This is a genomic window from Sutterella sp. AM11-39, assembly GCF_003472385.1.
GTDB lineage: Bacteria > Pseudomonadota > Gammaproteobacteria > Burkholderiales > Burkholderiaceae_F > Duodenibacillus > Duodenibacillus intestinigallinarum.
The window spans coordinates 216871-230302 of record NZ_QRLV01000001.1 but is presented as its reverse complement, the minus strand read 5'-3'; the positions used below and the strand labels follow the sequence as shown (position 1 = coordinate 230302).

General features: G+C 57.5%; 17 protein-coding genes. 14 read left to right on the top strand and 3 right to left on the bottom strand.

Features of this window, described 5'->3' with window-relative positions:
- Positions 1-3 precede the first annotated feature (3 nt).
- The 7 genes from DW133_RS01095 to DW133_RS01065 all read left to right on the top strand — a co-directional run bounded on the left by DW133_RS01095 (position 4) and on the right by DW133_RS01065 (position 6298).
- Positions 4-693: an orotate phosphoribosyltransferase gene (locus tag DW133_RS01095; RefSeq protein WP_233542066.1), complete on the top strand. Its 690-nt coding sequence runs from the start codon at positions 4-6 to the stop codon at positions 691-693.
- Positions 627-1469 carry a radical SAM protein gene (locus DW133_RS01090; protein ID WP_233542065.1) on the top strand — a complete coding sequence of 281 codons (843 nt, stop codon included), beginning with the start codon at positions 627-629 and terminating at the stop codon, positions 1467-1469. The genes DW133_RS01095 and DW133_RS01090 overlap by 67 nt, the downstream gene beginning before the upstream one ends.
- Positions 1470-1661: 192 nt before the next feature.
- Positions 1662-2927 (top strand): serine hydroxymethyltransferase, encoded by a 1266-nt coding sequence (gene glyA, locus DW133_RS01085; protein ID WP_118274370.1) that lies wholly within the window; start codon positions 1662-1664, stop codon positions 2925-2927.
- Between the two features lie 33 nt (positions 2928-2960).
- On the top strand, positions 2961-3428 hold the full coding sequence (gene nrdR / locus DW133_RS01080) for a transcriptional regulator NrdR (RefSeq protein ID WP_118274368.1): 468 nt from the start codon (positions 2961-2963) through the stop codon (positions 3426-3428).
- Positions 3425-4513 carry a bifunctional diaminohydroxyphosphoribosylaminopyrimidine deaminase/5-amino-6-(5-phosphoribosylamino)uracil reductase RibD gene (ribD, locus tag DW133_RS01075; protein ID WP_118274366.1) on the top strand — a complete coding sequence of 363 codons (1089 nt, stop codon included), beginning with the start codon at positions 3425-3427 and terminating at the stop codon, positions 4511-4513. Before nrdR ends, ribD begins: the two co-directional genes overlap by 4 nt.
- Positions 4514-4572: 59 nt before the next feature.
- Positions 4573-5199 (top strand): riboflavin synthase, encoded by a 627-nt coding sequence (locus DW133_RS01070; protein ID WP_118274364.1) that lies wholly within the window; start codon positions 4573-4575, stop codon positions 5197-5199.
- Between the two features lie 31 nt (positions 5200-5230).
- Positions 5231-6298 (top strand): hypothetical protein, encoded by a 1068-nt coding sequence (locus tag DW133_RS01065; RefSeq protein ID WP_118274363.1) that lies wholly within the window; start codon positions 5231-5233, stop codon positions 6296-6298.
- Here DW133_RS01065 and DW133_RS01060 read toward each other — a convergent pair.
- Positions 6295-6783, bottom strand: a complete 489-nt coding sequence (locus tag DW133_RS01060; protein WP_118274361.1) for a hypothetical protein — start codon at positions 6781-6783, stop codon at positions 6295-6297. The genes DW133_RS01065 and DW133_RS01060 overlap by 4 nt on opposite strands.
- 197 nt (positions 6784-6980) lie before the next feature.
- Here DW133_RS01060 and ribH point away from each other — a divergent pair, with 197 nt between their 5' ends.
- From ribH to DW133_RS01030, 6 genes are all read left to right on the top strand, one after another.
- Positions 6981-7532, top strand: coding sequence for a 6,7-dimethyl-8-ribityllumazine synthase (gene ribH, locus DW133_RS01055; RefSeq protein WP_118274359.1), 552 nt, complete (start codon positions 6981-6983; stop codon positions 7530-7532).
- Positions 7516-8019 carry a transcription antitermination factor NusB gene (nusB, locus tag DW133_RS01050; protein WP_118274357.1) on the top strand — a complete coding sequence of 168 codons (504 nt, stop codon included), beginning with the start codon at positions 7516-7518 and terminating at the stop codon, positions 8017-8019. Before ribH ends, nusB begins: the two co-directional genes overlap by 17 nt.
- 132 nt (positions 8020-8151) lie before the next feature.
- A complete protein-coding gene (gene thiL, locus DW133_RS01045; protein ID WP_118274355.1) occupies positions 8152-9162 on the top strand; it encodes a thiamine-phosphate kinase in 1011 nt (336 codons plus the stop codon).
- 24 nt (positions 9163-9186) lie between these two features.
- Positions 9187-9747, top strand: coding sequence for a phosphatidylglycerophosphatase A (locus DW133_RS01040; protein ID WP_118274353.1), 561 nt, complete (start codon positions 9187-9189; stop codon positions 9745-9747).
- Positions 9747-10244, top strand: coding sequence for a CinA family protein (locus DW133_RS01035; protein ID WP_118274351.1), 498 nt, complete (start codon positions 9747-9749; stop codon positions 10242-10244). The genes DW133_RS01040 and DW133_RS01035 overlap by 1 nt, the downstream gene beginning before the upstream one ends.
- Positions 10245-10330: 86 nt before the next feature.
- A complete protein-coding gene (locus tag DW133_RS01030; RefSeq protein WP_118274349.1) occupies positions 10331-10765 on the top strand; it encodes a phosphate-starvation-inducible PsiE family protein in 435 nt (144 codons plus the stop codon).
- Between the two features lie 80 nt (positions 10766-10845).
- On the opposite strand, the gene DW133_RS01025 is transcribed toward DW133_RS01030, so the two are convergent.
- A complete protein-coding gene (locus tag DW133_RS01025) occupies positions 10846-11418 on the bottom strand; it encodes a flavin reductase family protein (protein WP_118274347.1) in 573 nt (190 codons plus the stop codon).
- Positions 11419-11442: 24 nt separating this feature from the next.
- On the bottom strand, positions 11443-12270 hold the full coding sequence (gene pyrF / locus DW133_RS01020; protein WP_118274345.1) for an orotidine-5'-phosphate decarboxylase: 828 nt from the start codon (positions 12268-12270) through the stop codon (positions 11443-11445).
- A gap of 186 nt (positions 12271-12456) precedes the next feature.
- On the opposite strand from pyrF, the gene DW133_RS01015 reads away from it, so the two are divergent.
- Positions 12457-13428 (top strand): alpha/beta hydrolase, encoded by a 972-nt coding sequence (locus DW133_RS01015; RefSeq protein WP_118274343.1) that lies wholly within the window; start codon positions 12457-12459, stop codon positions 13426-13428.
- The last annotated feature ends 4 nt before the right edge of the window (positions 13429-13432 follow it).

Below are 13432 nucleotides of genomic sequence, written 5' to 3'. Positions count from 1 at the left end.
GTCATGAAATTTAAGCCCAGCTACACCAGCAGCATTGCCGAAGACATCATGGCCGAACGCTTGATTCGCGCACAGGCGGTGGAGTTTCTTGCCGATGCGCCGATGCGCCTGAAGTCCGGTCTGATTTCTCCCGTTTACGTGGATAACCGCAAGCTTTTTTCGCATCCGGAAGCCTGGCGCGACATTGTTGAGACGATGGCTAGCCGCGTTGAAGAATACGATCTGGAGTTTGACATAGTCGCAGGCGTCGAAGCCGCCGGCTCCATGCACGCCGCAGCTCTGGCTTATCGCCTGGGACTGCCCGCCATCATGGTGCGTCAGAAGGCTAAGACCTACGGCAACCACTCCCGTATCGAAGGCGGTGATGTCAAGGGGCTGCGCGTGCTTCTTCTCGAAGACCATATCTCGACCGGTCTGAGCTGTCTGGACGCCATTCGCGCTCTGCGCGAAGAGGGAGCTCAGGTGACGCAGGTAATGTCGATTACGAACTACGCGATTCCCGAAACACAGCGCCTCTTCAAGCAGGAAGGAATCGATACCTACGATGTGATTGCCTTTGAAAAAGTCGTGCATAAGGCGCAGGAAATGGGCGTGATTGACGTCGAGCACGAAAAACTGGTGCTCGAATGGCTGCAGACGCCCTGGACGTGGGCCGCCATGCACGGCGTTGTGGCAAGCGCTATCGAAAACTGATGAGTACCGTCATTTATCCCGGGCCCGTTTTCGGGCCCGTTCGCAGTCGACGTCTGGGCAAGAGTCTGGGCGTCAATTTGTCGCCCGTTGACGGCAAAATCTGCAGTTTCGACTGCATCTATTGCGAATGTGGACTCAATGATGAACGTCGCCCCAAGTCGAAGATGCCCTCGCGCCAATCTGTGCGCGAAGCTCTGGAAGCGCGTCTGAGCGCCATGCGCGACGCCGACGACTTGCCCGAGGCGATCACTTACTCGGGAAACGGTGAACCCACATCACATCCGGATTTCCTCAACATTGTGCGCGATACGCTCGCGCTGCGCGATAAGTATTGTCCGCAGGCCAAGGTGTGTCTGCTGACCAACGCCACGCACCTCAACCGCGAGGACGTCTTTGAGGCCGTTCGTCTGATCGACCGCCCGTGTCTGAAGCTCGATACGGTGGATGCAGACTACATTCGTCTGGTGGATCGCCCCAACGCGCGCTACGACGTCAAAGAGGTGATTGAGCGCATCAAGGAACTCAACGGTCGCTGCATCGTACAGACGATGTTCATGCAGGGCACCTTTGCCGGACAAAGCGTCGACAATACGACTGAAAAGTACGTGGGCCCCTGGCTTGAAGCGCTGGCGCAGATTCGTCCCGAAGGCGTTGACATCTATACTCTGGCGCGCGAGACGCCTGTGGCGGGGCTCAAAAAGGCGCCTGCGGAGACGCTCGAAAGGATTGCGCAGCGGGTCGAGAACCTGGGCATCAGCGCTCACTGGTACGGATAAGGAAAGCCGGCTTGTCGGAGTCGTTTGTCAGAAAAAACGATTCTTTGACGGAGCCGGCTTTTTCATTGTCTCTTTTTGTCGACTCCATAGGCGATAATTGCAGAATCGTTTTTTGAAAAAATTGCGCCGTTCTTTCAAGAAGAACCTTGTTTGAACGAACAAGCGCGCCCAACTTTTAAGGAGTCCAAGGACATGTTTCGCCACTCCAACACCATCGCAGTAGCCGACAGCGAAGTCTGGAAGTTCATTCAGGCTGAGGCGGATCGTCAGGAACAGCACATTGAGCTGATCGCGAGCGAAAACTACACGTCTCCGGCGGTTATGCAGGCTCAAGGGTCGCTTCTGACGAATAAGTACGCCGAAGGTTATCCGGGCAAGCGCTACTACGGCGGCTGCCAGTATGTGGATGAGGTGGAACGCATCGCCATCGAGCGAGCCAAGAAGCTCTTTTGCGAGCCCGCCGGTGTCGAAATGGCTGTCAATGTCCAGCCGCACTCCGGCGCGCAGGCCAACGAAGCCGTTCTGTTCGGCCTTCTGAATCCGGGCGACACCGTGATGGGGATGAGCCTTGCCGACGGCGGCCATCTCACGCACGGCATGCACCTCAATTTTTCCGGCCGTTATTTCAACATCGTGAGCTACGGCGTGCGCGACGACACCGAAGCAATCGACTACGATGAAGTCGAGCGCTTGGCCAAGGAACATCAGCCCAAGCTCATCATCGCGGGTGCTTCGGCCTATTCGCTTCACATCGACTTCAAACGCTTTGCGGACATCGCGCACTCGGTAGGCGCCATTCTGATGACTGACATCGCGCACTACGCAGGTCTGGTGGCCGCCGGTGTCTATCCGAGCCCGTTTGGCTATGCCGACGTGGTGACCACGACGACGCACAAGAGCCTGCGCGGCCCGCGCGGCGGCATCATCTTCTGCCGGCCCGATCTCGAAAAGAAGATCAACTCGGCAGTGTTTCCGGGCACTCAGGGCGGTCCGCTCATGCACGTGATCGCAGGCAAGGCTGTGGCGCTCGGCGAAGCGCTCAAGCCCGAGTTCAAGGAGTACGGCAAGCAGGTGATCAAGAATGCTGAGGTGCTTGCCAAGACGCTGATGGAGCGCGGTTTGCGCATTGTCTCGGGCGGCACGCAAAGCCACGTGATGCTCGTTGACCTGCGTCCGATGAATCTGACGGGCAAGGCCGCTGAAGCGCTTCTGGGAGCAGCACACATCACTGTTAACAAAAACGCGATTCACAACGACCCGCAGACGCCCTTCGTCACGTCAGGCATTCGTCTGGGCACGCCTGCCATGACCACCCGCGGCTTTAAGGAAGAAGAAACGCGCAAGGTGGCCAACCTCATTGCCGATCTGCTCTCGGCTCCCGAGGACGCTCAGGTGCTCGAACGTGTGCGTACCGAAGTCGATCAGCTCACGGCGATGTTCCCCGTTTATCGACCCTAAACCGTTTCCGGGCGTTTTCCAGGAGTTTTCAAGATGCGTTGCCCGTTTTGCAAGTCTAAGGACACAGCGGTGGTGGACTCTCGCGCGAGCGAAGATGGGTTCTCCATTCGACGTCGCCGTCAGTGCAGCCATTGCGGCAAGCGTTTCACGACGTTTGAGCGCGTGGAAATCAATATGCCGGCCATCGTCAAGCGCACCGGCGTGCGCCGCGAGTACGACCGCGACAAGGTTCGCGGCTCCATGCGCCTGGCGCTTCGCAAGCGTCCCGTGAGCGACGAGCAGATCGAGGAAGCCATTACGTTCATTGAGCAACGACTTCGCAGTCTCGGGGAGCGGGAAGTCAAAAGCGAAAAGGTGGGCGAATTTGTGCTCGAGGAACTCAAGCGTCTCGATAAGATCGCCTACGTTCGCTTTGCAAGCGTCTACTTCAACGTGGAAGATCCCGAAGCTTTCAAGCGCTTGATGCGTGATCTGGAAATCGACAAGAACGAAGCGAAATGACGGATACGAGCGATGAGATTTTCATGCGCGCCGCTCTTGAAGAGGCGCGCAAGGGGCGCTATATCGCCCCGCCCAACCCGGCTGTCGGCTGCGTGATCGTCAAGGACGGTCAGATTGTCTCGCGCGGCTATACGCACGCTCCGGGCTCTCAGCACGCCGAAATCGATGCCATTATGAACGCCAAGCAGGCAGGTATCGACATTACCGGCGCCACCTATTACGTGACGCTTGAGCCCTGTTCGCATTACGGCCGCACGCCGCCGTGTGCGGCGCGCCTTATCGAAGAACGTGCCGGGCGCGTCGTGGCCGCCATTGAAGACCCTAACCCGCAGGTCGCCGGCAAGGGGTTGGAAATGCTACGTCAGGCCGGAGTTGCGGTGGTCTGCGGTGTGTGCCGCGACGAGGCCTACGAATCCAACATCGGCTTTTTTACACGCATGACGACGGGCAAGCCCTGGGTGCGACTGAAGACTGCAGTGACGCTTGACGGCCGTACGGCGCTTTACAACGGAGCCAGCCGCTGGATCACGAGCGAGGAAGCTCGCCGCAAAGGACGCCTGTGGCGCGCCCGCGCTCAGGGTATCCTTACCGGTATCGGCACGGTGCTTGCGGACAATCCGCAAATGAGCGTGCGCGAAGAAAAGCTGCCGAGCCCGGTGAAGTATGTGGCCGACAGCCAGGCGCTTACGCCGGTGACTTTCAACATTCTGCAGGGGCAACCCACGACGATTTTCGTAAGCGACACGGCTCCTCAGGCGCGTGTGGACGCACTGGTTGCCGCCGGCGCTACGGTCCGCTGCGTGGGCGGCAGCGAAGGGCTTGATCTCGAGGAAATCATCCGTCAGATCGGCCGTGATGAAATCAACGAGTTGCATGTCGAAGCCGGTGCAACCTTGTCCGGGGCGCTCCTTGATGCGGATCTGGTCGACGAGATCGTCTGCTATCTGGCGCCGGCTGTGATGGGCGAGGGCATGCCCTTTGCCAAGCTCGGACCATTCAAAGAAATGAGCGAAGTCTTGCGCGGACGCTTCGTTAGTTTTGAGAAAGTCGGCGACGACCTTGAGGTCGTGCTGCGAAAGAATTAACTGCAACTGCGGCAAGTCTCGGACAGGAGAGGCCGCCTTTTAGGAAAGATTGAAAAACCATGTTTACCGGAATTATTCAGGCCATCGGCAAGGTTCGTGAACCCGAAAAACTCGGCAACGGCGTTCGTCTGACGATCGTCACGCCCGAAGACTTTCATCTCGAAGAAGTGCGCGTGGGCGACTCCATCGCCGTCAACGGCGCTTGCATGACGGTGGTCAACATCGAAGGGAATTCCTTCCAGATTGACGTGAGTGCCGAGAGCCTTTCCAAGACCTGCGGTCTCGATACGTTCGGTGAAGTCAACCTTGAAAAGGCGATGCGTCTGGGCGATCGCGTTGACGGCCATTTGGTTAGCGGCCACGTTGACGGCGTAGGCCAGGTCGAGTCCATGACCAAGATTGCAGAAAGCTACAAGCTCGTGATCCGAGCTCCCTTGAAGCTCTCGCCTTATCTCGCCTACAAGGGTTCGGTGGCTGTCAACGGTGTCTCGCTTACCGTCAACGAGGTCGAAGATACGGCGATGGGCGCGCTCATCAGCATCAATCTCATCCCGCATACCGTTGAAGTAACGACCTTGAAGCACCTCAAGGCGCAGGATTGGGTCAACCTCGAAATTGACACGATCGCGCGCTATGTCGAGCGCATGATCAAGCTTCGTGAAGACGACGGCGACGATTTGTTCTGATTGATCGCCGCGCATTAGGAAGGACTTTCGGATGGCATTGCTCTTTACGCCTTTGAAGATGGGGGCACAGACGCTACCCAATCGCATCTGCGTGCCGCCGATGTGTCGTTGCCTTGCTCGAGAGGGCGTGGGCAGCGATGAGCTCATCTCGCACTACGAGACGCTTGCGGCTTCAGGGGCGGGGCTGGTTGTGGTCGAGGCGACGGCGGTTCGCGCCGACGGCCGCATCACCACGCGTTGCCTCGGGCTCTACAACGATGAGCAGGAAGCCTTTTTCAAAAAGCTTGTAAAAGCCTGCCGCGCCGTGGCGAGCACCGATACCAAGTTCTTCCTTCAGCTTTCGCATTGCGGCCGCAAAGGCAGCCGTAAGGATCCCAAAACCGGCCACGGCACTCTGTTGCCCGAAGAGGGAGGCTTTGCACTGATGGCGCCTTCGGCCGTTGCATACACTGCGCAGGCGCCGATGCCGCGCGAAATGACTGAAGCCGATATCGCCGAAGTGCTGCAGGCCTTTGAAGAGGCAGCTCGCCGGGCGGCTCGAGTGGGGTTCGACGGCATTCAGATTCATGCGGCGCATGGCTATCTTGTGCACCAGTTTCTGTCGCCCGTGACCAATCACCGTACCGACGCTTGGGGTGGTACGACTCAAAACCGTCTGCGCTTCGCTCAGGAAGTTGTCAAAGCCGTTCAAAAGGGTGCTCCCGGGCTTGACGTGATGGTGCGTCTGTCGGCCAGCGATTGGATTGAGGGCGGCGCCGACGAAGAGCAGGCTCTGGCCTTGGCCTCGTCGCTTGCCGAGCTTGGCGTCTGTGCCGTTGACGTTTCCTCCGGCGGCATCGATCCCGCGCAGCAACCTCCGGCATCGCTTACCGTTGCGCACACGACGTTTTCACACCACATCAAAGAGAAGGTTGGAATTGTGACCTTCACGAGCGGCGGCATTGTCGAGCCGCTTCAGGCCGAAGAGATTTTGCGCACACAGGACGCCGATGCGGTTTGCATCGGTCGCGAGATGGTCAAGAACCCGAGTTGGGTGTGGGCTGCCGCGCAGAGCCTGGGCAGCCCGGTGCAGACGCCGGTGTTTGTTGCGGCGTTTTAGGTTTCGGTCTCTTTCCAGAGGCCCTTTTCTTTGAGTGTGGTTTCGGTCACGTCCATCGTGCGCAGAATGCGATAGCGTGCGACGGCGCCGATGATCATTCCGATGGCGCACAGCAAAAGCGCTTGGGAAAGCGGCATCAGGACGGCGGGGGCGTCAGGCTTGAACTGTGCCACGAGCGTTAGGCCGAAGGCAACGAAGCAGTACAGAACGCGACGGCGGAAATCGGCCTTGCAGGCTTCTTCGGCCGGGCTCAGGTCCTGTGCTCTCAGTAAACGAGCCAGACAGGCTTCAGCGGGGACAGCGCGGGCAATTTCGCTCGGGCTTGTATCTTTTGGGCAAACCGCTAAAATGGCGCGCCCGCGCGCCGCATTCCGATCGAGTGTCCAGAAATAGACGGGAAGAAAGAGACGCACTGCCTGCACGACAGTGTAGAGCGCGGCGAAAATGAGCAGGCCGGTGGTGACCCAAGTGGGAATCGAAGGCATATTGTTTTTTTGTTCAGAGTGTCGTTGGGCCAAAGTATAAGAGTTTGTGCTTTGCTCTGACCAAACGGCAGTCCAAGTCGTTTTGTTAAAAAACGGTGTTTCCGAGGCGAATTTTCCCTGAGAAAGGTAAAATCGCCTGTTATTGAAGAAATTTTGTTTGCACCTGCAAACGAACTACATAGGCTAGCAAGTCAGATATGACCGTGAAGACCTTTAAGGGCGAGCTCGACGGCTCCGAAATCGTCGTTGGTATTGTCGTTTCTCGTTTCAACGAGTACGCCGGCAAAGAAGAACTTGATGCCTGTCTTGAAGAACTCAAGACTCTCGGCGTTCAGGAAGATTGCATCCGCGTAGTGTCGGTTCCCGGCGCCCTGGAAATCCCCTTGGCGCTGCAGATGTTGGCCGAAAGCGACGAGTTTGACGCTCTGATCGCTTTGGGTGCCGTGATTCGCGGTGAAACCTATCACTTCGAAATCGTGGCTGACACGTCGGCAGCTGAAATCGCTCGCGTGAGCCGTGAAAACGACATTCCGATCGCCAACGGCATCCTTACGACCTACGACGATGAACAGTGCAAGGCCCGTACCCACATGAAGGGTAAGGACTGCGCCCGCTGCGCCGTTGAAATGGTCAACCTGCAGACGAGCCTCTACGAAAACTTTTATAGCTCCGATTGGGAAAACCTCGCCGATGAAGACGACGATGTGATCCTTGCGGACGACCTCGAAAAACATGACGGAAAGTGCTAATTTGCGTGCTCGCTTGAGCCTGGGCCCGCGCCGTAAAGCTCGTGAATTCGCGCTTTTGGGCGTGTACGAATCGCTGATCAACGAATCGGCCGACTTTGCGGCGATCGACGCCAATCTTCTGAGCGTGATTACCGATGAAGGCAGTCCCGTTGCCGGGTGCGATCTCACATCAGAAGACTTCGATCAGTGCGATCAGGAGTTTTACCGCGACATCCTTGACGGCGTGATCAAGGGCAAGCAGGAGCTGCTCGATACGCTTTCGCGTCATCTTGACCGCGACCCGCAGCGCCTCTCTGTTGTGGAACGCGCGTGTCTGATGATCGGAACGTGGGAAATGAAGAACTGCCCGCAGATTCCCTATCGAGTCGTCATCAATGAGGCGGTGGAGCTGTGCAAGGTTTTTGGTGCCGATCGCGGTTATAAGCTCGTTAACGGCGTGCTCGACAAGGTCGCCGGAGAGCTGCGTCCGGCCGAACATCAGGCCTAAGGCTGAATCTCGGTAAAGCACACCGCAAAAGGTGCGGTTCGAGAGAGAAAGTTTCTCTTTCGGCCGTGCCTTTTTCGTTTTTTGCGCCAAAATTGACCTTGTTGTCGGACAACAGGAGGTTGAAAGAATCCTATGGCTCAGAACGGCGAATTTCAGATTATTGAGCGCTTCTTTACGCATGAAAACTTTGGCGCTTGGGCAAGTAAGGGCGTCGGCGACGACTGCGCCATCATTGATATGCCCGCAGGCCGCATTGCCGTGACGGCAGACATGATGGCCATCGGCACGCATTTTCTTCCCACGCAGCGTCCGGAAGATATCGGCTACAAAGCCCTTGCCGTGAATCTGTCGGATTTGGCTGCCGCGGGGGCCATTCCGCGCGCCTTCTTTCTGACGATCGGTTTGCCCGTGCGCGACGACGCCTGGCTTGCCGGTTTTACCAAAGGCATGACGGAGCTTTCCCGACAGGCGGGCTGTCCTCTGCTGGGAGGTGACACGACACGTACGGCCAAGGTGGGTGACATACACGCTCCGGTGACGATTTCGATTACGGCCATGGGTGAACTGCCGCAGAGTATGGGACTTACTCGAGCGGGCGCCCGCCCGGGCGACGACATTTGGGTCTCGGGTTGCGTGGGAGGCGCCTGGGCGGCGCTGATGCACCGCTGGGGCAAGCTCACGCTTGACGCGCGTGTCTTTCCATCGGCTGCGCTTGCTATGGATCGCCCCAACCCCCGCAATGCGCTCGGTACAGCCCTTTTGAGTTCGGCGACGGCCTGCGCGGACATTTCCGACGGGCTTGCCCAGGACTTGGGACACATTTTGGAGCGAAGCGGCGTTGACGCTGATGTGCTGTGGGACGCTGTGCCCAAGCATCCGGCCTTGGCGGCACTGTCGCAGGAGCAGCAAGTCGAAGCAGCCATGAGCGGCGGCGACGATTACGAGCTCGTCTTCACGGCGCCGGCTGATAAGCGCGGTTTGATCGAACAGGCTTCGATTTCCGCGCTCACGCCCGTGACTCGCATCGGCCGCATCATCGAAAAGAAGCAAAGCGGTGCGCCGCTAGCGATTCGAGACGCTTCGGGGCGTCCGCTCTTTTTGCCGGTGCAGGGGTTCGATCATTTTGCGCAGGGCGCCGATTAAGAGAAAAACAAAGAGCTTTTGCCCATGTTTTCAGAAAAGTACAGCGCGTCAAATCCCGCCTACAACGTTCGTCCGGGCCTTAAATTTGCGTTTTCGCACCCAGCGCACACGCTGGCGCTTTTCTTCGGAGCGGGCTGCCTCCGACCGGGACCGGGCACGTGGGGTACGCTTGCCGGCGTGCTCGCGTGGATAGTTTTGGTGCAGTTCTTAAGCTGGAAGGCGCTTGCGGTTTGCATCGCGGTGCTTTTTGTGTTGGGCGCGCTCGCGTCCGAAAAAACTTGTCGGGATCTCGGCGTACAGGATGCCGGCTGTGTGGTCGTCGACGAGGTGGCTGCCGTTTGGCTGGTGTGCCTGATGCTGCCGCAAAACGCTATTGCTTGGTGCGCCGCATTTCTTGCGTTTCGACTTTTTGACATCGTGAAGTTGCCGCCTGCAAGTTGGGTGGATCGCAAAATCCACAACGGATGGGGCATCATGCTCGACGATCTGCTCGCCGGCGTTTGGGCGGCGGTGGCCCTAGTGGGAATCGATATGCTCTGCAATCGATTGTTTCCCGGTGCCAGTCTTTTTCTCGGAGTCTTCTGATGGATTCATATGAACTGGCGCTTGAGCTCGGCCTGAGAGCCAAGCGGCGCGGCGTGACCGTGGCAACGGCTGAAAGTTGCACGGCGGGAGGTCTCGGCTTTGAAATCACAGCCGTTCCAGGATCAAGTGAGTGGTACGAGCGCGGCTTTATCACGTATACGAACCGTGCTAAAGAAGAGATGCTTGGAGTGAAGGCAGAAACGCTTGCCGCATTCGGAGCCGTAAGTCGAGAGACGGCCGAAGAGATGGCTTACGGCGCCTTGGAGCATTCCGGCGCGCAGCTCTCTGTGTCTATCACTGGGATTGCGGGGCCGGGCGGCGCTGTGCCGGGCAAACCCGTGGGAACCGTTTGTTTCGGGGTGGCCTTGAAAATCGACGGCAAGACTATGGTGCATACTTCCCGTATGCAGTTTGACGGCAGCCGCGATGACGTACGTCGTCAAAGCATTCGCTATGCGTTGCAATTGCTCTGCCAGGCGCTTGGTGACAAGTGCTAACAACAGATTTGTCTGACGGCTCTCAGGAACAATGACGGTGTGTGCCACAATGCGGGTTCCGATGACTCGTTTCGAGATTTGATGGAATGGAACCTCTGACAAAAACAAACAAAGAATCCTCCGCGGCGCTCGGCGCTTTCGATAGGCTTTTCAACGTGTGCCAGTTTCTGGGACTGAGCGCCATCGCCATTGCGGCCATTGTCGGCTTTGGTGCTGAGCTCTGGCGTATGGTGACGGCCGATACGATCGCTCTGGGCGATCTGCTCTTGCTCTTCCTTTATACCGAAGTGATGGTGATGGCGCGCGCGGCGCTTCACAGTCACCACGAACTTGCTATCGCAATGCCGATTGCCATTGCCATCGTGGCGATGGGGCGCTATATGGTTGTGAGTTCGGATCACAACGCGCTACACCAGATGATGTACGCAGGCGCGATCTTCATTCTGGTGGCTGCGCTCTTTCTTTGGAAGATGCGCGTGCGCCTCACCGGTTGGTCGGCAGGCAAGGACAACGCCGATTAAGAAACACGCACATAAGCCCATTAAAAACGCGCACAAGCCTCAGAGCCGGTGCGCGTTTTTAATGGGTAAGAACTAAACGATCAGAGTTTGATGTCGTGGGCGTTGCCGATCGTAAGGAAATGACCGCCGGAGACGTAGTGAAGCGTCCGGCAGCTGTCGTCACCTTCCGGGAAGTGCCAGTGTCCCTCGGAGAAGACGCGGGAATCAGCCCAGGCCGCCACGGCTTCTCCGATAAACAGGTCGTGCTTTTTCTCGTTGTATTCGTTTGGAATCACCTTGAAAAGCACCGCACACAACACACCTTCGACGGTGGGGATGTCGCAGCCTTCAAATTTGAAGAGCTTGGCGCCGCTTTTTTCGATCTTGTCGGCTTCGTCGAATTTGCTCACCGAGCCCAGATAAAGCGTTTCGCGAGCAATGGCCAGAGACGGCAAGGACAGCATGAAGTAGCCGGTCTTGTCAATGAGCTTGCGCGTGTAGTGAACCGAGTCAATCACCGCGGTCGACAGGGCGGGCGTGGTGTTGAGCGGGCACACCCAAGTGGCGGGCATGACGTCGACATCATCGCCGTCTGCGGCCGACACCAACGAGGTGGCACCCAAATTAAAGAGACGATAAACATCCTCCAGTTCCACCGGCTTGAAGTTCTGCATTTTTGTTCTCCCAAATGATGGAATTCAGCTCAAGGCTTTTTTCTTGGCTTCGCGGATGGCAATCATCGTAGCTTCAGCAGCCTTGGCAGCGGCTTGCGCGAAGTCTTCGCCGTTACCGGCAAAGATGACGGCGCGGCTCGAATTGATGATCATGCCGCGGCCGTGTGCGTCCAGACCGGCAGCTACGGCAGCGTTGACGTCGCCGCCCTGTGCGCCGATGCCGGGCACAAGCAGAGGCGTTTCAGGCGCAAGTTCACGTACGCGTGCGATTTCAGCGGGCTGCGTGGCGCCCACGACCAGCCCAACTTGACCGTTGACGTTCCAGGGACCCGAAGCCATCTTGGCAACGCGCTCGTAGACCATGTCGCCGTCCTTGGTGACGAGCTCCTCAATGTCGGCGCCACCCGGGTTGGACGTGCGGCACAGCAGAATCACGCCGCGTCCTTCGTATTCGAAATAGGGTTCGACGGTATCAAAACCCATGTAGGGCGAAAGCGTCACCGCATCAGCTTGGTATCGCACGAATGCTTCCTTGGCGTACTGCTTGGCCGTGGAGCCGATGTCGCCGCGCTTGGCATCGAGAATGACGGCAATGTCGGGGTGCTTTTCGTGAATGTATGCAATGACCTGTTCAAGCGTTTTTTCCAGACCTTCGCCCGCGAAGTAAGCGATCTGAGGCTTGAAGGCGCAGACGTACGGTGCTGTGGCGTCCACAATGGCACAGCAGAACTGCAGAACACCTTCGGCGTCTTTGGTCAGATGCGCGGGCAGACGTTTGAGATCGGGATCAAGTCCCACGCAGAGCATGGAGTCAACGGCGTCGATTCGCTTGTTGAGTTTTTCGATGAACATGACGTTGCGTTTTCCTTCACAAAAAGAAAGGCAGAAAATGCCTTCCGTAAAAACCGGTTTTTCTTGAGGCTAAATCTTACCGCGCCCGTTAGAGCGAATGGTTGGCAACAGGCAAAGACGAGACGTTTGGGCAAACACTGACACCATTTGCCTTATAGTTGCACAGGATTTTTGGGAGAAACAAACATGAGAAAAGAGCTCGCGGTCCTTGCTGCGGCAAGCCTTTTGGTCACGACAGCGACAGCCCAGAATTTGATGGGCCAAAGTCCTGAAGCACAGGTCATTGACGTGCCCGTTGTCCAGGGGCGAATCGACGCGATTTCCGGCGTTGTCTACAGCCAGGTTTTTGAAAGAGGCCGAAGTGTGCGTGGGCTCAAGATGACGCTTTTTGTTCCGCGCACGAAAGAAAAGAAACCGGCAGTGCTTTATTTCCCGGGAGGCGGGTTTACTTCGGCCGATCACGAGAAGTTCTTGGAAATGCGCTATGCATTGGCTCGTGCCGGATACGCTGTCGCGGCTTGCGAGTATCGTGCCGTGCCCAATAAATTCCCGGCACTGCTTGAAGACGCCAAGGCAGCGGTGCGATGGATGCGCGCGCATGCCTCAGAATTTGGAGTGGACGTCGATCGCATCGGGCTGCTTGGTGACTCCGCCGGCGGATACGTCGTACAGATGGCTGGTGCCACCAACGGCGAAAAAAACTGGGACGTAGGCGACTTTAAGGAGGTTTCGTCCGATGTGCAGGCGGTGGTATCGATCTACGGCATTTCCGATCTGACGACAATTGGGGAAGGGATCGGCAACGAGAACGTGCATGCGTCTGCTGCTGTGACGGAAGCATTGCTTCTCAACGGGCCGGCCTTTAAGGATTTTGCCGGCGCTTCCGTGAATGCCGATCCCCAAAAGGCGAAGGCGGCAAGCCCCATTGGGCATGTAGACGGAACGGAGCCCCCTTTCTTGCTGATGCACGGTTCGGGTGACAAGGTAGTGAGTCCCTTGCAGAGCAAAAAAATGTTTGAAGCGCTTCAGAACAAGAAGGTAGAGGCCGAATACGTCCTTGTGCGCGGAGCCGGACATGGCGATTTACCGTGGTATCAACCCGGCGTGATCTCCCGCGTGGTGAACTTCTTTGACCGCCACCTGAAGCGAACGGAATAACGAC

Coding starts and splice junctions, on each gene's coding strand:
- DW133_RS01095 (WP_233542066.1), top strand. CDS start 4: ATGAAATTTAAGCCCAGCTACACCAGCAGCATTGCCGAAGACATCATG.
- DW133_RS01090 (WP_233542065.1), top strand. CDS start 627: ATGGCTGCAGACGCCCTGGACGTGGGCCGCCATGCACGGCGTTGTGGC.
- glyA (WP_118274370.1), top strand. CDS start 1,662: ATGTTTCGCCACTCCAACACCATCGCAGTAGCCGACAGCGAAGTCTGG.
- nrdR (WP_118274368.1), top strand. CDS start 2,961: ATGCGTTGCCCGTTTTGCAAGTCTAAGGACACAGCGGTGGTGGACTCT.
- ribD (WP_118274366.1), top strand. CDS start 3,425: ATGACGGATACGAGCGATGAGATTTTCATGCGCGCCGCTCTTGAAGAG.
- DW133_RS01070 (WP_118274364.1), top strand. CDS start 4,573: ATGTTTACCGGAATTATTCAGGCCATCGGCAAGGTTCGTGAACCCGAA.
- DW133_RS01065 (WP_118274363.1), top strand. CDS start 5,231: ATGGCATTGCTCTTTACGCCTTTGAAGATGGGGGCACAGACGCTACCC.
- DW133_RS01060 (WP_118274361.1), bottom strand. CDS start 6,783: ATGCCTTCGATTCCCACTTGGGTCACCACCGGCCTGCTCATTTTCGCC.
- ribH (WP_118274359.1), top strand. CDS start 6,981: ATGACCGTGAAGACCTTTAAGGGCGAGCTCGACGGCTCCGAAATCGTC.
- nusB (WP_118274357.1), top strand. CDS start 7,516: ATGACGGAAAGTGCTAATTTGCGTGCTCGCTTGAGCCTGGGCCCGCGC.
- thiL (WP_118274355.1), top strand. CDS start 8,152: ATGGCTCAGAACGGCGAATTTCAGATTATTGAGCGCTTCTTTACGCAT.
- DW133_RS01040 (WP_118274353.1), top strand. CDS start 9,187: ATGTTTTCAGAAAAGTACAGCGCGTCAAATCCCGCCTACAACGTTCGT.
- DW133_RS01035 (WP_118274351.1), top strand. CDS start 9,747: ATGGATTCATATGAACTGGCGCTTGAGCTCGGCCTGAGAGCCAAGCGG.
- DW133_RS01030 (WP_118274349.1), top strand. CDS start 10,331: ATGGAACCTCTGACAAAAACAAACAAAGAATCCTCCGCGGCGCTCGGC.
- DW133_RS01025 (WP_118274347.1), bottom strand. CDS start 11,418: ATGCAGAACTTCAAGCCGGTGGAACTGGAGGATGTTTATCGTCTCTTT.
- pyrF (WP_118274345.1), bottom strand. CDS start 12,270: ATGTTCATCGAAAAACTCAACAAGCGAATCGACGCCGTTGACTCCATG.
- DW133_RS01015 (WP_118274343.1), top strand. CDS start 12,457: ATGAGAAAAGAGCTCGCGGTCCTTGCTGCGGCAAGCCTTTTGGTCACG.